The organism is Devosia sp. A369 (genome assembly GCF_054489345.1).
Window position 1 is genome coordinate 22,868 of the sequence record NZ_JBTMWV010000011.1, and the last position, 16,858, is coordinate 39,725.

A 16,858-nucleotide genomic window follows, 5' to 3' on the forward strand; every position below is an offset into this window, starting at 1 on the left:
GCCGCCCCGTCCTTGGCAGACCTCCGCTCCGGAGCCAGACAATGAATCCTCGACTTGCCGGCCTCGGCGCGTGGTTATACGCCCGCGCCGAAAATATTCTCGCAGCCATGCTCGGCGTAATGTTCGCCGTCTTCATCCTGCAGATCGTCTTCCGCTACGTCATCAATCTGCCCATCGGCTGGACGCATGAAATCAGCGTCATGATGTGGCTGTGGATCGTGCTGTTCGGCACCGCCTTCGTGGTGCGCGACAGTGAAGAGATCCGCTTTGATATTTTCTATGCCGCAGTGGGCAATCGCACCCGGCGGGTCATGGTCTTTCTCACCGCCGTCACGCTGGTGGTGCTGTTCTCCATCTCGCTGCCGGCCGTGGTCGATTATGTGATGTTCATGAAGGTCGAAAAGACGGCCTATCTGAAAATCCGCTTCGATTATCTCTATTCCATCTATGCCATCTTCGCTGTGGCGATGATCGTTCGTCAGTTCTGGCTGGCCTGTCAGGCCGTCTGGGGCAAGGACAGCGAAGGCTTTGATCCAACCAAGGCAGGGTCGGGCGTATGACCATTTCCACTCAGTTTACCGCCGCGCTGATCCTGATCACGGCGCTGGCCTTTCTCGGTCTGCCGATGGGGCTGTCCATGCTCTGCGGCTCGATCCTCTATCTGCTGTTCACCGGCCAGGATATGGGCATCGTCGCCGAGCAGTTCCTCAACGGCATGTATTCCAACTACATCATGCTGGCCGTGCCGCTGTTCATCCTCGCCGCTGAAATCATGAATTCCGGCTCGCTCTCCGAGCGCCTGCTGCGCTGGTGCGATGCGGTGGTCGGCCGCTTCCGCGGCGGGCTGGCGCAGGTCAACGTGCTGCAATCCATCGTCTTTGCCGGCATGTCCGGTTCGGCTGTCGCCGATGCCGCCGGGTCGGGCAAGATGATGCAGCACATGATGACCAAGGACGGCAAATACACGCCGAGCTATGCCGCCGCGCTGACCGCCGTCACCGCCGTGATCGGGCCGATCATTCCGCCCTCCATTCCCATGGTGCTCTATGCGCTGGTGGCCGACACGTCCATTGGCTACCTATTCCTCGCCGGGGTCATTCCGGGCCTGCTGATGGCGGGCGTCATGATGGTGCAGATTGCCGTCACCGCCCGGGTCAAGAACTTCCCGGTCGAGCCGCCGGTGCCGTTCCGCAAGCTGCCCAAGATGACCTGGGAAGCCATGCCGGTGCTGATGATGCCGGTGGTGCTGATGTATGGCATTTACGGTGGCATCACGACGCCTACCGAAGCCGCTGCTGTGGCCGCCTTCTATGCGCTGGTCATCTCGATCATCGTCTATCGCAGTGTAAATGCTCGTGAATTCTACCTGTCGCTGCTGACCAGCGCCAAGACCACCGCCACCATCGGCATGCTGATCGCCGGGGCGCTGGTGTTCAACTATGTGGTGACGGTGGAGAATATTCCGCGCACCATCAGCGCGATCTTGATCGGTTGGAACCTCGATCCGATCACCTTCCTGATCATCGTCAACATCATGTTGCTGATCCTGGGTTGCGTGCTCGAAGGCACGACCATCCTGCTGGTCATTGTGCCGGTGCTGATCCCCACCGCCCAGGCGCTGGGCATCGACATGGTGCATTTCGGCCTGGTCGTTATCGTCAACATCATGCTCGGGCTGATCACGCCGCCCTATGGCTTGCTGCTGTTCATCATGACCAAGATATCGGGCTCACCGATGCGCAATATCGTGGCCGATGTGATGCCGTTCCTCGGCGGGTTGTTGGTGGCGCTGATGGTGTTCACCTTCGTCCCCGACATCGTGCTCTGGCTGCCGCGCCAATTCGGTTATGGGGGCTAAGAACATGCAGCCGCTCTATATTTTAAATGGTCCCAACCTCAATCGTCTCGGCAAGCGTGAGCCTTCCATCTATGGCACCACCACGCTGACCGAGGTGGAACAGCTCTGCCGCGATGCGGCGGGGCAGCACCCGGTCATTTTCCGCCAGACCAATAGCGAGGAAAACCTGATCAATTGGGTGCATGAGGCGATCGATGAGGGGGCGGGGATCATCATCAATCCCGCCGCTTTCACCTTCACCTCGCTGGCCCTGCTCGATGCGCTGAAAATGTTCGAGGGGCCGGTTATCGAGTTCCATATTTCCAATGTTCACAAGCGCGAGTCGATCTATCATCGCTCCTATGTGTCGATGCGGGCCGATGCGGTGCTGGTGGGGTTGGGGGCGCAGGGCTACGCGACAGCGGTGCAAGCCATGCTGAAAATGCTGGAAACCCGCCTCTAGCGCTAGCGGCGGCGATGGCCGAAAAAGACTTTGCGATAGAGGGGCTTGGCTGCGGTCAGGCCCCTTTTTCGTCCAAGCATGGGCTGCAAGCATGCTGCCACTTTTCTTGCGCTTATCTGCCCGGTGCATCTGTCAGGCCCATGATTTGGGCGATATGCGAACAAATATCGTAAATCGCACAAATCCGTTGACCGGGCGCGGTCCTTTCTGTTTGCTCCGGCATAAATCAGGAGAGCGCTATGGCCGAATTCTTGCCGCTTGCCGAGGCTGTCCGGCACAATCTGAACGATGGCGACATGGTCGCCTTCGAGGGCTTCACCCATCTCATTCCGCATGCCGCCGCGCATGAGGCGATCCGTCAGGGCTTCAAGGATTTGACCCTGCTGCGGATGACGCCGGACATCGTCTATGACCAGATGATCGGCATGGGCATGGCCAAGAAGGTGATCTTCTCCTATGCCGGCAATCCCGGCGTAGGTCTGCTGCGCCGGATGCGCGACGCCATCGAAAACCAATATCCGCGCGGCATCGAGACGGTGGAGCATTCCCACTCCGCCATGGCCCAGGCCTACGAAGCCGGCGCCGCTGGCCTGCCATTGGCAGTGTTCCGGGGCTATCGCGGCGCTGACCTGCCCAAGGTCAATCCGACCATCAAGTCCATCACCTGTCCCTATACCGGCGAAGAGCTGGCGACGGTGCCGGCGCATCGCCCGGACGTGACCTTCATCCATGCGCAAAAGGCCAACGCCAAGGGCGATGTGCTGATCGAGGGCATTGTCGGGGTGCAGAAGGAAGCGGCGTTGGCGGCCAAGCGGGTCGTGGTGACGGTCGAGGAAGTGGTGCCCGACTTCAAGGGCCTGCATCCTAATCTCTGCATCCTGCCGCATTGGACGATCAACGCCATCGCTGTGGTCAAGGGCGGGGCGCACCCCTCCTATACCCATGGCTATTATGCCCGCGACAACGCCACCTATCTGGCGTGGGACAAGATTTCGTCCGACCGTGAGCTGTTCGCGGCCTGGATGGACGAGCATGTGCTCAAGGCGACGCCCGAGGCGTTTGCCGACCGCATCAAGGGGCTGTGACCATGACCGACTTTACCCCCAATGAAATGATGACCATCGCCGCCGCGCGCCAGCTTTCCAGCAAGGATGTGTGCTTTGTCGGCATCGGCGCGCCATCGGCCGCCTGCAATGTGGCGCGACTGACCCATGCGCCCGACATCACGCTGATCTATGAGAGCGGCACCATCGGCACCGCACCCGATGTTTTGCCCTTGTCGATCGGCGATGGCGAATTATGCGAGACGGCGGTGTCGACTGTCTCGGTGCCCGAAATGTTCCGCTATTGGCTGCAGGGCGGCCGCGTTTCCATCGGCTTTCTGGGCGCGGCGCAGCTCGACCGCTTCGGCAATATCAACACCACGGTGATCGGCGATTATCACCACCCCAAGGTGCGGCTGCCCGGTGGCGGCGGCGCGCCCGAGATCGCTACCTCCTGCGGCGAAATCTACATCACGCTGAAACAGGCGCAGCGCTCGATGGTGGAGAAGGTGGATTTCTTCACCTCCTTCGGTCACGGCGAGGGCGGCGATCATCGCCAGCGGCTCGGCATCACCACCAAGGGGCCGACACTGCTGATCACCGATCTGGCGATCTGGCGGCCCGATCCCGAAACCAAGGAATTCGTGGTGCGCTCGCTGCATCGCGGCGTGACGCGTGACATGGTGCAGGAAACCTGCGGCTGGAAAGTGCGCTTTGCCGACGATCTGGACGAAACCCCGGTGCCGAGCGAACTCGAATTGACCACTTTGCGCGATTTGCAGGCGCGCACCGCCGCGGCCCATGGCGGCAGCAAGAAGGACAACTGAGCATGACGGAAGCGTATATCTGCGCCTATCTGCGCACCCCCATTGGCCGCTTTGGCGGCGCATTGTCCTCGGTGCGGCCCGACGATCTTGGGGCCATTCCGCTCAAGGCGCTGATGGCAGCGCATACTGGCGTCGACTGGGACGCGGTGGATGATGTGATCTTCGGCAATGCCAATCAGGCCGGCGAAGACAACCGCAACGTCGCCCGCATGAGCCTGCTGCTCGCCGGCCTGCCGGTGGGGGTGACCGGCACCACCATCAACCGGCTCTGCGGCTCGGGCATGGATGCGGTGATCGCTGCCGCCCGCGCCATCAAATCCGGCGAGGCCGAGCTGGTGATTGCCGGCGGCACCGAGTCGATGTCGCGTGCGCCCTTCGTGATGCCAAAAGCCGAAACGGCGTTTTCGCGCAACGCGGAAATCTATGACACCACCATCGGCTGGCGCTTCGTCAACAAGCAGATGAAGGCGCTCTATGGCGTCGATTCCATGCCTGAGACCGGCCAGAACGTGGCGCAGGATTTTGAGGTGAGCCGCGAGGCGCAGGACGCTTTCGCGCTGCGCAGCCAGGACAAGGCCGTGGCCGCGCAGGAAAATGGTCGGCTGGCGCGCGAAATCGTCCCGGTTAGCATTGCCCAGAAAAAGGGCGATCCGATCAGCGTCGACAAGGATGAGCATCCGCGCGCCGGGTCGAGCCTCGAAACGCTGGGCAAGCTGCGGCCGTTATTTCCCAATGGCTCGGTGACGGCCGGCAACGCCTCCGGCGTCAATGATGGTGCGGCAGCGCTGATTATCGCCAGCGAAGCCGCCGCCAAAAAGCATGGGCTCGTCCCGATTGCCCGCATTCTCGGCGGCGCTACCGCTGGCGTTGCACCGCGCATCATGGGCATGGGGCCGGCCCCGGCGACGCAGAAGCTGTGCGCCCGGCTGGGTCTGACGCCGGCGGATTTCGATATCATCGAACTCAACGAGGCCTTTGCCAGCCAGGGCATCGCCGTGTTGCGCGAACTGGGCATTGCCGAAGACGCCGACCATGTGAACCCCAACGGCGGCGCCATTGCGCTGGGCCATCCGCTCGGCATGAGCGGCGCACGCATCACCGGCACGGCAGCTTTGGAGCTGGCGCTGACCGGCAAGCGCCGGGCGCTGGCCACCATGTGCATTGGCGTCGGGCAGGGCATCGCCATCGGGCTTGAGCGGGTCTAGATTGCACGCATGAACAGCCAGCGCCCTTTGCTCGACGCCCTGACCGGCGATATCGAAACCGAAACCCTGCTCGCTGATCCGGCCCGGATCGCGGCCATGGTGCGGTTTGAGGCGGCGCTGGCACAAGCCGAAGCCGATGCCGGCCTGATCGGGGCTGACGCGGCGGCCGCCATTGCGGCCGGGCTGGTGGGGTTTGAGCCCGATTGGGACGATCTCGCTTCCGGCATGGCGCGCGATGGGGTGGTGGTGCCGGCGCTGGTAGCGCAGCTGCGCCGTCGCATCGCCGCGCCGCATGCCGAGGCTTTGCATAAGGGCGCGACCAGTCAGGACGTCATCGACACCGCACTGGTGCTGCAGCTGGCTGCGGTGATTGGCCTGTTCGAGACACGATTGTCCAGCCTGCTCGATGGCATCGACCTGCTGCTGGAGCGCCATGGCACCCAGCCCATGATGGCGCATACCCGCATGCAGCAGGCGTTGCCCTATAGTGTGGGGGCAAAACTCGCCACCTGGATTGCCCCGCTGCGGCGGCATCTGGTGGCGCTGGAAGCCTGCCGGCGCGGCTTGCTGGTGATCCAGCTCGGCGGGCCGATTGGCGACCGCAGCAGCTTTGGTGCGCAGGGCGAGGCCATTGCCCGATCCTTGGCGCGGCAGCTCGATCTGGGGCTGGCTGAACCGTGGCAGACGGCGCGCGACCCACTGGTGGGGTTTGCCTCGCTGCTGGCTCTGCTCAGCGGCACGCTGGGCAAGATCGGGGTCGATGTGACCTTGTTGGCGCAGAACGAGATTGGCGCGGTGGCCTTGGCCGGCGGTGGCGGCTCATCCTCGATGGCGCATAAATCCAATCCGGTGAACGCCGAGGTGCTGGTGGCGCTGGCGCGGTATAATGCCGGGCTGGTCGGGACCTTGCAGCAGGCCATGCTGCATGAAAATGAACGCTCCGGCGCCGCCTGGACGCTGGAATGGCTGACCCTGCCGCAGATCGTGGTGGCGACGGGGGCGAGTCTGCGGCTGGGCAATCTGCTGGTGGGGCAGCTGAGCTTTCCGGCGCGTTGAGGCGACTGAATTTAGAGAGCCGCGATAGGCTCCCTCCCCCTTGAGGGGAGGGCGGGGGTGGGGGTGTCGTGGTTCCCGCTGGCTCGGTGTGCTTGGAGGGCACGACACCCCCACCCTAACCCTCCCCTCAAGGGGGAGGGGATGGTATCGGGGCTCGCAATCGGCAGGGATAATATGGGCTCTAAACCCGAGGCAATGGCCCGGTGCTGCGGCCCCAGCGGACGACGCAGCTGATCGTGCGATGGACGCAAGCGTCGTTCGGATCGCGCTCGATGATCTCGGCCAGCGCCGCGCTGACCGCGCCCGGCGGCGGCATGATGGTGGTGATCGAGTGGCAGTCCCAATTGGCCAGGGCGACGCCGTCATGGCCGACAATGGCCAGGTCCTCGGGGACTTTGAGCCCCAGTGAAGCGGCGGCGTCCTGCACGCCGATGGCCATCAGGTCGTTGGCGCAGACGATCACGTCGGGGCGTGAGCGGCGGAGCAGCAAATCCGCTTCCTGGTAGCCAGACTCGTAGGAATAATCGCCATGCTCGACGATGGCGAAGGCCAGTCCATGCGCCGCGAGCGCGTCGGCAAACCAGCCCATGCGTTGCTTGTCGATATGGCTCGAGGCGCGGCCCGACAGATAGACGAAATGGCGACGGCCAAGGCCGACCAGATGTTCGACGATTTCCCCCGTGGCGGCGCTGGCATCGAGCCGCACCTCGGACAGGTCGCGCCCCGCCAGCGGTTCGGAGGAGGCGATCACCGGCACGGCGGAGCGGAAGATGCGCACCGCGTCGTCAATCGACACGGCGTCGGAATACAGCACCACATGATCGACCTGATAGGTCGAAGCCAGCCGCATCAGCTGGCTGCGATCGGCATGGTCGGCGCAGCGCAGCACCAGCGGCATGCGCTCCTGCTCCTGCAGCCTTGTGATCAGTTGGTCGAGCCCTTCGGCCTCGGCCGGATTGGCCACGGTATTGACCACCAGCGCCACCAGCCGCGACTGGCTGTTATTGAGCGAGCGGGCCATCGCATTGGGGCGAAAGCCATGCTCGTCGGCCAGCGCCAGAATGCGCGCCCGGGTCGTCGGCTTCATGCTGGAACCGGCAGAGAAGGCGCGCGAAATGGTGGCAGAGGACACGCCGGCAATTTTGGCCAGTTCGACCGACGTCAGTCCCTTGCGCTGCATGCCATCTCCTCGTCGCCCCTCGCTCAGGGCTGGCCCAGCTCTAGCGCAATCGGCGCGCCATCGCGAGCCGCCGATGCCTTGATGGCGTCCCACAACCGGGCAAAGCGCAGGCCATTGGCGACGGTGGAGGGATTGGCCAGCCGCCCGTCGCGCACCGCCTGGAAGGTGTGCATCGGCGTGTCGCGGGTTTCGCCTTCTTCGCGCGGCTCGGCCACGCCATCAATGCTGACCTCGCGCCATTTGCCCCAGGCGTCGATGCGGATGATGGCCTTGCTGTAAAAGAAGGTGATGGCGGAGGCGCAGCCCGGCGGGCCTTCGCCGGCGGCATTGAAGGTTACCAAGGCGCCATTGCTGAGCCGGGCGGCGACGGCAGTGGCCAGATCAACGGCGAGACCGCGATTATTGGTATAGGCCGAGACGCGTTCGAACTCGGCATCGGCCAGCACGCAGACGGTGTTCATCATGTGTGCGCCGGTATCGAACATGAAGCCGCCGCCGGAAATGGCGGGGTTCTGCTTCCACTGGCCGGCATAGTTGTTTTTCCAGCCCTCCCAGATCACCGCGTTGACGCTGACCAAATCGCCGAAATCGCCGCGCCGCGCCCGGTCGCGCGTGTCGTGCACCAGCGGCGACAGCCCGCCCTGAAAGGCAATCACCACGGTCCGGCCGGTGCGTTGCTCGGCCTCGACCAGTGCCAGCGCTTCGGCGACGGTGGTCACCATCGGCTTTTCCAGCAGCAGATCGTAGCCCGCCTCGATCACCGCCAGCGCATTGGCAGCGTGAAACACATGCGGCGTCGACACATAGACGGCGTCCATCTGGCCCTGCATCGCTGCCAGCATGGCGTCGGCATCGGGATATTCGGCGGGGCGGGGCGCGCCGGCGGCTTCGCAGGTATCGGCGAAGCGCTTCCGCGAAACGTCGCTGACTTCCGCGGTGGCGACGATGGCGACATCGTCCATGGCGGCCCAGCCGCGCGCATAATCGGCGGCCTTCAACCCGGCCCCGATGACTCCCAGACGCAAGACCATGCTCGTTCCTTCCCCAGCGCAAATTTCATATTGCCGGCCGAATGTAAACGTGTACATTTTGGCGCGTCAAGCTGGCAGATGACCAGTTTCGCCGACAGGAGGGCAGTCGTGACGATCCGCGTGACCATCTGGAATGAAGGGCGCCATGAGCAGCGCGATGCGGCGGTGGCCGCGATCTATCCCGACGGCATGGACGGCGCCATCGCCGCCGGCCTCAAGGGGCGCGACTTCACCATCGAGCGCCGGGGGCTCGACGATCCCGAACAGGGGCTGACCCAGGAACTGCTCGGTCGCACCGATGTGCTGACCTGGTGGGGCCATGTGGCGCATGACGAGGTGCGCGACGAGATCATCGACCGGGTGCAGCAGCGGGTACTGGCGGGCATGGGGCTGGTGGTGCTGCATTCGGGGCACCATTCCAAGATGTTCCGCCGCATGATGGGCACCAATTGCAACCTGGCCTGGCGCGAACTGCCCGAGGGCGATCTGGAGCGGGTCTGGGTCACCAATCCCGGCCATCCCATCGCCGATGGCGTGCCGCCATTTTTTGAGATTCCGCAGTCGGAAATGTATGGCGAGCCCTTCGACATTCCGGCGGCCGACGAGATCGTCTTCATGAGCTGGTACAAGGGCGGCGAGGTGTTCCGCTCGGGGCTGACCTTCCAGCGTGGGCTGGGGCGGATCTTCTATTTCTCGCCGGGCCACGAAACCTTCCCGATCTACCACCATCCCATGGTGCAGCATGTCATCGGCAATGGCATCGAATGGGCGATGCGGCCGCATAGTGGCGCACGCAAGCTGGACAATTGGCACCGCGCTGAGCCGATCCACCGCTGAGAGACTGGGGCGCGCTGCGCCGCGTTAGGGGATTTCACTATCCCAGGCGCAGGCCGGCGCGCTGCTGTCCCAGACGATTTCGACGGTGGCGTGGCTGATGCCATAGTCGGCGGAGAGCGCGGCTTTGACCGCCTGGGTCACCGCATTGGCATCAACGCCTGGATCGAGCAGGATTTCCAGCGTCGCCACCGGGCGGCCCGAGGTGATCGACCAGACATGGACGTGGCGCACTGCGGCGAGCCCCTTCACCTTGGCGACCAGCGCCGTGCTGAGATCTTCCACCACCACATTGCCGGGGGTGCCTTCCATCAGGATATGCAGCGAGTTGCGGAACAGCGCCCAGGCGCTGCGCAGCACCAGCAGGCTGACCAGCACGCTGAGAATGGGGTCGATCGGCATCCAGCCGGTCAGCCAGATGGTGATGGCGGCGGCGATAGCGGCGACCGAGCCGAGCAAATCGCCCAGCACATGCACCATGGCGCCGCGGATATTCACATGGTCCTTCTCGCCGCGCGACAGCACGAAGAACACCACCATATTGATCACCAGCCCGAGCACGGCGACGATGAACATCGGCCCGGCCAGCACCTCATGCGGCGTCATGAAGCGCTGGATGGCCTCATAGATGATCCAGCCGACCAGGGCGAACAGGGTCACCGCATTGATCAGCCCGGCCACCACTTCGAGCCGCATATAGCCGAAGGTGCGCTTGCCATCCGAGGCGCGGCGGCCGAAGCGGAAGGCGGCCCAGGCCAGCAGCAACGCCGCTGAATCGGTCAGCATGTGCCCGGCATCGGCGATCAGCGCCAGCGAGCCCGAGAGCATGCCGGCGATGATTTCGGCAACCATGAAGGTGGCGGTGAGCAGGAAGCCGATCAGCACCACACGTTCATTGCTGGCGCTGACAGTGGGGGCGTGGCTGTGGCCGGCGTGATCGTGATCCGCATGGTCGTGGTCGTGTGCGGCGTGATCATGCTCGTGGTCGTCATGCGGCGCGTGCTCATGGCCGGCATGGCTGTGGCTCATGCTGCCGGTTTTTTCGTGGTTGGCCGTCATCGCGCCGCTCCGATCAAATCTCGTCATATGAATACATGTTCATATGTTTGAATCAAGCACTTTGCGCAAGGCTGCGCTCAAGCGTCGCTGTCGGCCTCCTGCTCTTCCATGGCGTGCTCGATCATGTCGGTGAGCATATGGGCGATGTGCTCATCGGCGGTTTCGTAGAACACCTGCTTGTTCTGTCGTGTGCCGCGCACCAGCCGCGCGCCGCGCAACAGACGCAGATGGTGGCTGACCAGCGAGGGCGAGGCATTGACCGCCTTGGCGATGTCGCCCACCGCAATCGGCGCCGGCAGGCAGGCCAGCAGCACCCGCAATCGGGTGGGGTCGCCGAGCAGGCGATAGGTTTCGGCAATGACGGCGATCTGGCTGTCGCTGGGTGCGTTCACGGCAATCGTCTCGGTGGGGCAAGCTGGCTCAACAGGTAAGACGCTTTGCCGATATGCGCCAGAGCGCGGTGAGCGTATTGAAGTTTCCACGCCTCGCCGGGGAGGGCTAGGGTGGGGCGCATTGGAGGAGGATCTCATGAATTTCCGCGCATTGGTCACCGAGAGGGATGGTGACGGCAAGGTCAGCTCAGCGGTTCAGATGCTGGATGATGCTCGATTGCCCGAGGGCAATGTGACGGTCGATATCGACTGGGCCGGGCTCAACTACAAGGACGGGCTCTGCCTGACCGGTGGCGGCGGGCTGGTGCGCCTCTACCCCCATGTGGCGGGGATTGATTTTGCCGGTGTTGTGCGGGCCAGCGAGGACGCGCGCTATGGCGTCGGCGACAAGGTGGTGCTGACCGGCTGGCGGGTGGGGGAAACCCAATGGGGCGGCTATGCCGAGCGGGCGCGGGTCAATGGCGACTGGCTGGTGCCCCTGCCACAGGGCCTGAGCACGCGCGACGCAATGATTGTCGGCACGGCGGGGCTGACGGCGATGCTGGCAATTGATCGGCTGGAAGCGGCGGGGCTGACGCCGGCGGGCGAGGTGCTGGTGACCGGGGCGGCCGGTGGTGTGGGCACCATTGCCACCGCGCTGCTGGCGCGGCTGGGGTATCAGGTGGCGGCGCTGTCCGGGCGGCCGCAGCATGCCGAAGCGCTGCGTGCGCTGGGCGCGACCAGCATCATCGACCGGCATGAATTTCTGGCGCAGCCCGACAAGGTGCTGGAATCGGCGCGCTGGGATGCGGCGATCGACAGCGCCGGCGGCAAGGTGCTGGGCAAGCTGCTCAAGCAGATCAAATATGGCGGTGCGGTTGCCAGTCTCGGCAATGCCGGCGGCATCACGCTCGAAACCAATGTGCTGCCCTTCATCCTGCGGGGGGTGACGCTGATCGGCATCGATAGCGTGATGCAGCCTTATGCGACGCGCGTGGCGGCCTGGCGGCGGATTGCCGAGACTTTCGATCTGGCGGCGTATGCCGGATTGGTGCGCGAGGTGGGGCTGGAGGAATTGCCGGGGGCGGCGAGTGAGATTTTGGCGGGTGAGGTGAAGGGGCGGGTGTTGGTGCGGGTGGGGGTGTGAGCGTCTGAGCGCCCGAGCGCCTGAGCATGGGCGAGCGCAGCCCCCTCACCCTGCTTTTCTGCTGAACGCAGAAAAGCTGTCCCTCTCCCACAAGGGGGCGAGGGGGCTCCACTCTTGGACGGGCACTGAGCCCCCTTCTCCCCTCGTGGGAGAAGGTGCCCGAAGGGCGGATGAGGGGGCCCTACCGATACCCCGCCGCCTGCAGCTCGAACAACTCCGCGTAGCGGCCGCGGAGGGCGACGAGGTCTTCGTGCGAGCCGGATTCGAGGATCCCGCCATTGTCGAGCACCAGGATGCGGTCGGCCATGCGGACGGTCGAGAAGCGGTGGGAGATGATCACCGCGGTCTTGCCAGCGGCGAGGCTCTTGAAGCGGGAGAACACTTCGGACTCGGCCTTGGCGTCGAGGGCGGCGGTGGGCTCGTCGAGGATGATCAGATCGGCGTCGCGCATATAGGCGCGGGCGATGGCGACCTTCTGCCATTCGCCGCCGCTGAGGTCGCGGCCCTTTTTGAACAGGCGACCGAGCTGCTGGTTATAGCCCTCGGGCAGCTTGGCGATCACCGCATCGGCGAGGCTGCGCTCGGCGGCGTCTTCGATGCGGACCATGTCGTCCTGATCTTCGATGCGGCCCACCCCGATATTCTCGCGGGCGGAGAGGCTGTAGCGGATGAAATCCTGAAAGATCACCCCGATATGGGCGTGGATATCGGCGACGGCAAAATCCTTGAGGTCGATGCCATCAATGGTGATGCGGCCCTCATCGGGGTCATAGAGCCGGGTCAACAGCTTGACGATGGTGGTCTTGCCGGCGCCGTTTTCGCCGACCAGCGCCAGGGTTTCCCCGGCATGGAGGGTGAAGTTGAGGTGGCGGATCGCCCAATTGTCGGTGTCGGGATAGCGGAAGCCGACATCCTCGAAGGTGATGCCCTGGCGGATCGGCTGCGGGAACGGCTTGGGCGTGGCCGGCGACAGAATGGTCGGCTCGATTTCGAAAAAGCTGAACAGATCGTCGAGATACATCGACTGCCCGGCGATCTGGGTGAAGCCCAGCAAGATCTTCTGGAACAGGCCATTGAGGCGCAGGAACGAGCCGGACAGGAAGGCCAGATCGCCAATGGTGAAAGCGCCGGTGATGGTGCGCCAGACGATGAAGCCATAGGCGCCATAATAGGTCAGCGTCGAGATCGAGGAAAACACGGCGCCCCAAGCGGCGCGCTGGGTCGAAAGCTTGCGGTTTTCGAGATAGATCGCCTGCGCCAGCAGCTTGAAGCGGGCGATGAGGAAATCGCCCAAGCCGAATAGTTTGAGTTCCTTGGCGGTCTCGGCGCTGGCGCCGATATGGCGGATATATTCCAGCTCGCGGCGCTCGGGGGTGCGCCAGCGGCTCATGAAATAGGCCAAAGTGTTGAAACGGGTTTCGCCCCAGATGGCGGGCACGAAACTGAGCGGCAGCAGCAGGATCAGCCACGGCGCATAGGCAAAGAGGCCCAGCCCCAGCGTGACCACGGTGATCATGTCCTGCGCCTGGCCGAACATCTGGCTCAAGAGGGCGTTGCGGCCGGCGGCCTGGCGGCGGGCGCGCTCCAGCCGGTCCTGATATTCGGCGGATTCGAAATGGCGCAGGTCGAGTCGGGCGGCATGCGCCATCAGCTCGACGCTGACCGTGTTGGAATGCAGCTCGGACAGCACCGAGTCGACCAGGCCGGTGGCGCGGGCCAGCAGGTCGGAGACGATCACCAGCCCGAGTTCAAGGCCGAGCAGCACCAGCATGTGATCGAGTACACCCTCGCTCCACCAATCGGCAAAGCCGGGGCCGGGCGGGGTGATCTGGGTGAGGCGGATCACCTCGTCGATGATCAGCTTGCCGACATAGAGCATGGCGATGGGCTGCAGCGACGAAATCAGCCGCAGGCCGATGCTGGCGGCAGTCAGCCGCTTGCTGGTGCGCCAGATCTGCGCCACCAGCCGGCCAAGATGGCGCAAATTGTCGATCCGCTCGCGGAAGGTGGGGGCGGCATCGGGCGTCGGCGGCGGGCGGCGCCCGGGAAGGTCTGTCATACCAGCATGATAGCGGGGCGCGGGAGAGGGGGAAATAGCTTTGCGTGGGGGAATGATAAGGCACACGCATCAAAGCATGGGCACACGCAGGCCCCCTCACCCAGCTTTTCTGCTGAACGCAGAAAAGCTGTCCCTCTCCCTCAAGGGGCGAGGGGGGCTCCACTCTTTGGGGGCCACCGAGTTCCCTTCTCCCCTCGTGGGAGAAGGTGCCCGAAGGGCGGATGAGGGGGCGGCGCCGGTGAACCAGAGGCTGGCTGCCGCGTTTGCCTTGTTTCAGCGCGAAAGGATTTCGACATGCTCAAGGACAAGGATGCTGCCGCCATCGTGGCGGTCAAGGATATGGCGCGGGCGCGGGCGTTTTACGCCGAAACGCTGGGGCTCGATCTGCTCAGCGGGGACGACAATGTCGCCACCTTCCGCACCGGGGCGACCACGCTGGTGGTGTATGTTTCCGATTTCGCCGGCACCAACAAGGCCAATGCGGTGGCCTGGGGCGTCGGTGACCAGATCGCGCCCATCGCCGCCGCCCTCGCCGCCAAGGGTGTCAAATTCGAGCACTATCCGGCGATGGGGCTCGACTATGCCAACGGCATCCATTCGTCGGGCGACTTCAAGGCCGTCTGGTTCAAGGACCCGGACGGCAATATTTTGCATCTGAACAGCATGTAGCTAAGGCAGTTCGTGCAGGAACCGGGCCAGGTCGTCGGTGACGTGATGCACATGGGGGCCGGCGGCGCGGTCCAGTTCCCAGGTTTCGACCTGCGCATGATCATAATCGGCGCCGGCCACCACCTGCACCGTCGCCATGCCGACTTCATGCGGTACGACGAGGTTTTTCTCCAGGTCGTCGAACATCACGGCGCGGGTCGGGTCGATGCCATTGCTGGCGAAGAAGCCGTCATAGGCTTCGCGGTGCGGCTTGGGCACATAGGTCATGGCGCGGATGTCATAGACCGACTCGAACAGATCGTCGCCGCCCAGCCGGGTCAGCACCGCATGGGCATGGCCGGTATCGCCATTGGTCAGGATGAATTTGCGCCCCGGCAGCGCCTTGATGGCGGCGACCAGATCGGGATGCGGATCGACGGGGGAATAGTCGATGGCGTGGACGGTGTTGAGGAAATGATCGGGGTCGATCTCGTGCCGCAGCATCAGCCCGTTCAGCGTGGTGCCGAAATCGCGGTAATAGGATTTCTGCAAGGCGCGGGCGGCCTCGAAATCGAGCTGGGTGATGTCCATCACATAGCGGGTGATGCGGCTATCGATCTGCGCGAACAGATTGCAGCTGCGCGGATAGAGGGTGTTGTCGAGATCGAACACCCAATCGGTAATGTGGCTGAGGCTGGCGGGCGGTGGGGACGACAAATCATTCATGGTCGTCGAACACTACGCTAAATTCCTAAAAGTTTCACCCTGCGGGGCCACCCCGGCGTGAGCCGGGATGGCAGTGGGGCAAGGCGGCCTTACTTGGCAGTATTGGCTTCGATGACAAAGCCCAGGGCGGTGATCAGGCCGGCCGGGTTGGCGGCGGCGGCCATCAGCACCAGCAGCGAGGTCGGAGACGGCGGCGCGACCTTGATTTCAAGGCTCTGCGGATCATCGAGGAAGGCCGAGACCGGCGGGATCACGATGTCGTTGAGCGCGGGAATGCCGGACTGGGCCAGCAGCATCGGCAGCATGGCCTTGAGGCCGGCCACATAGCTGGCGCGGTCGGTGCCGGCTTCCTTGGCAAAATGCTCCAGCAGCTTGCCGGCCAGCGAGGCATCGTCATAACGCACCGAGGCGCTGACGATTGAGACGCCCTGCATCAGCGCCATGGCGCTCATCATCTGGGCCTGCGACTGCTCCTCGGTGAGCTCCTCGCCCGCCGTGCTGGTCTGCATCGCGGTGATCTGGTCGATCACTGCCGGGGTGAGGCCGGTTACGTGCATGGGGATGTTGAGGGCGCCCAGATCGGCGAAGTCGAACAGGAACTCGCTGATCTCCAACCGGCCATCGGCCATCGACCAGCTGGCATCCTGGGTGATGTCGCCGGAAATCGTGGTGAGGCCAAGCGCCTCGATGGTAGCGGCGGCATCGGGATCTTCCTCGCCGACGCTGGTGAGGTCGATGGCGATGCCATTGATCGCCAGGGTCGAGCCCAGATCGATCAGCTCGGCGCTGCCCTGGGCCGGATTGAAGGTCGAGAGGGCTTCAATGGAGTCGATCGACACCATTTCGGCGCCATCGCGGGTGATCAGCAGCGGGCCGGTGCTGAAGCCACCAACCAGCTGCAGCATGGCCACGGCCGAAACCGTGTCGCCGGCGGGGATGTAGAGATTGTCGGCGCGCATGTCGCTGAGGGTCAAATGCCCGACCGGCTCGCCAGCCTCGCCGAATTCGGTGTCGATATCGGGAATGGTGACGGATTTGGCGGTGTAGCTGCCATCGGCGGCTTCGACCACGCCAGAGAAGGTGATCTCGGTAGCAAGGCTGGTCGGCTCGGCATCGGCGTCGGCCATCGTGACGGTCACACCATCGACGGTGACGGTGTCACCATCCAGCGTCGCGGGGCCGAAGGCGAAGTCATAGCCCATGGTCTGGTAAACCGCAGCGACGCGATCGACGAAGGCCTGGGCGTCGAGTGCCATGGCCGGCGCCATCATGGCGGCGGTGGCGACGCCGCTGAGCAGCAGCAGGCGGACAGTCTGGGTGGTTCGCATCGTCATCTCCGGCGGTGTTGTTGTCATTTTGATTGTCGGGGCGG

The 16,858-nt window shown here is 64.0% G+C and carries 17 protein-coding genes; 10 read left to right on the top strand and 7 right to left on the bottom strand.

Annotation, left to right across the window (positions count from 1 at the left end; all coding sequences use genetic code 11):
- Positions 1-41 precede the first annotated feature (41 nt).
- The 7 genes from ACX3OZ_RS14270 (at position 42) to ACX3OZ_RS14300 (ending at position 6,431) form a co-directional block, all read left to right on the top strand.
- The gene (locus ACX3OZ_RS14270) at positions 42-560 is read left to right on the top strand and encodes a TRAP transporter small permease (protein ID WP_459094540.1); all 519 of its coding nucleotides are present in this window, start codon (positions 42-44) and stop codon (positions 558-560) included.
- The gene (locus ACX3OZ_RS14275; protein WP_459094541.1) at positions 557-1,858 is read left to right on the top strand and encodes a TRAP transporter large permease; all 1,302 of its coding nucleotides are present in this window, start codon (positions 557-559) and stop codon (positions 1,856-1,858) included. Before ACX3OZ_RS14270 ends, ACX3OZ_RS14275 begins: the two co-directional genes overlap by 4 nt.
- 4 nt (positions 1,859-1,862) lie before the next feature.
- Positions 1,863-2,300, top strand: coding sequence for a type II 3-dehydroquinate dehydratase (locus tag ACX3OZ_RS14280; RefSeq protein WP_459094542.1), 438 nt, complete (start codon positions 1,863-1,865; stop codon positions 2,298-2,300).
- A 239-nt stretch (positions 2,301-2,539) separates the two neighbouring features.
- Positions 2,540-3,385, top strand: coding sequence for a CoA transferase subunit A (locus ACX3OZ_RS14285; protein WP_459094543.1), 846 nt, complete (start codon positions 2,540-2,542; stop codon positions 3,383-3,385).
- A gap of 2 nt (positions 3,386-3,387) precedes the next feature.
- Positions 3,388-4,170 carry a CoA-transferase subunit beta gene (locus ACX3OZ_RS14290; protein WP_459094544.1) on the top strand — a complete coding sequence of 261 codons (783 nt, stop codon included), beginning with the start codon at positions 3,388-3,390 and terminating at the stop codon, positions 4,168-4,170.
- Between the two features lie 2 nt (positions 4,171-4,172).
- Positions 4,173-5,375, top strand: a complete 1,203-nt coding sequence (pcaF, locus tag ACX3OZ_RS14295; RefSeq protein ID WP_459104735.1) for a 3-oxoadipyl-CoA thiolase — start codon at positions 4,173-4,175, stop codon at positions 5,373-5,375.
- Between the two features lie 9 nt (positions 5,376-5,384).
- Positions 5,385-6,431: a 3-carboxy-cis,cis-muconate cycloisomerase gene (locus tag ACX3OZ_RS14300; RefSeq protein ID WP_459094546.1), complete on the top strand. Its 1,047-nt coding sequence runs from the start codon at positions 5,385-5,387 to the stop codon at positions 6,429-6,431.
- Between the two features lie 181 nt (positions 6,432-6,612).
- On the opposite strand, the gene ACX3OZ_RS14305 is transcribed toward ACX3OZ_RS14300, so the two are convergent.
- Both ACX3OZ_RS14305 and ACX3OZ_RS14310 read right to left on the bottom strand, forming a co-directional pair.
- Entirely contained in the window at positions 6,613-7,611 is a 999-nt protein-coding gene (locus tag ACX3OZ_RS14305) for a LacI family DNA-binding transcriptional regulator (protein WP_459094547.1), read from the bottom strand.
- 23 nt (positions 7,612-7,634) lie between these two features.
- Entirely contained in the window at positions 7,635-8,642 is a 1,008-nt protein-coding gene (locus tag ACX3OZ_RS14310; protein WP_459094548.1) for a Gfo/Idh/MocA family protein, read from the bottom strand.
- Between the two features lie 108 nt (positions 8,643-8,750).
- Here ACX3OZ_RS14310 and ACX3OZ_RS14315 point away from each other — a divergent pair, with 108 nt between their 5' ends.
- Entirely contained in the window at positions 8,751-9,479 is a 729-nt protein-coding gene (locus ACX3OZ_RS14315; RefSeq protein WP_459104736.1) for a ThuA domain-containing protein, read from the top strand.
- A 24-nt stretch (positions 9,480-9,503) separates the two neighbouring features.
- Here the strand turns inward: ACX3OZ_RS14315 and ACX3OZ_RS14320 are convergent, their stop codons facing one another.
- Positions 9,504-10,535: a cation diffusion facilitator family transporter gene (locus tag ACX3OZ_RS14320; protein WP_459094550.1), complete on the bottom strand. Its 1,032-nt coding sequence runs from the start codon at positions 10,533-10,535 to the stop codon at positions 9,504-9,506.
- 77 nt (positions 10,536-10,612) lie between these two features.
- Positions 10,613-10,927, bottom strand: coding sequence for an ArsR/SmtB family transcription factor (locus tag ACX3OZ_RS14325; RefSeq protein ID WP_459094551.1), 315 nt, complete (start codon positions 10,925-10,927; stop codon positions 10,613-10,615).
- A gap of 136 nt (positions 10,928-11,063) precedes the next feature.
- Here ACX3OZ_RS14325 and ACX3OZ_RS14330 point away from each other — a divergent pair, with 136 nt between their 5' ends.
- Positions 11,064-12,053 (top strand): acrylyl-CoA reductase family protein, encoded by a 990-nt coding sequence (locus tag ACX3OZ_RS14330; protein ID WP_459094552.1) that lies wholly within the window; start codon positions 11,064-11,066, stop codon positions 12,051-12,053.
- A gap of 181 nt (positions 12,054-12,234) precedes the next feature.
- Here the strand turns inward: ACX3OZ_RS14330 and ACX3OZ_RS14335 are convergent, their stop codons facing one another.
- Complete coding sequence (locus ACX3OZ_RS14335) at positions 12,235-14,112, bottom strand: ABC transporter ATP-binding protein (RefSeq protein WP_459094553.1); 1,878 nt, start codon at positions 14,110-14,112, stop codon at positions 12,235-12,237.
- 294 nt (positions 14,113-14,406) lie between these two features.
- On the opposite strand from ACX3OZ_RS14335, the gene ACX3OZ_RS14340 reads away from it, so the two are divergent.
- Complete coding sequence (locus ACX3OZ_RS14340; protein ID WP_459094554.1) at positions 14,407-14,781, top strand: VOC family protein; 375 nt, start codon at positions 14,407-14,409, stop codon at positions 14,779-14,781.
- Here ACX3OZ_RS14340 and ACX3OZ_RS14345 read toward each other — a convergent pair whose 3' ends face one another.
- Together ACX3OZ_RS14345 and ACX3OZ_RS14350 are read right to left on the bottom strand one after the other, a co-directional pair.
- Positions 14,782-15,486, bottom strand: a complete 705-nt coding sequence (locus ACX3OZ_RS14345; RefSeq protein ID WP_459094555.1) for a pyrimidine 5'-nucleotidase — start codon at positions 15,484-15,486, stop codon at positions 14,782-14,784.
- Positions 15,487-15,575: 89 nt separating this feature from the next.
- Positions 15,576-16,814 (bottom strand): hypothetical protein, encoded by a 1,239-nt coding sequence (locus ACX3OZ_RS14350; protein ID WP_459094556.1) that lies wholly within the window; start codon positions 16,812-16,814, stop codon positions 15,576-15,578.
- Between the last annotated feature and the right edge of the window lie 44 nt (positions 16,815-16,858).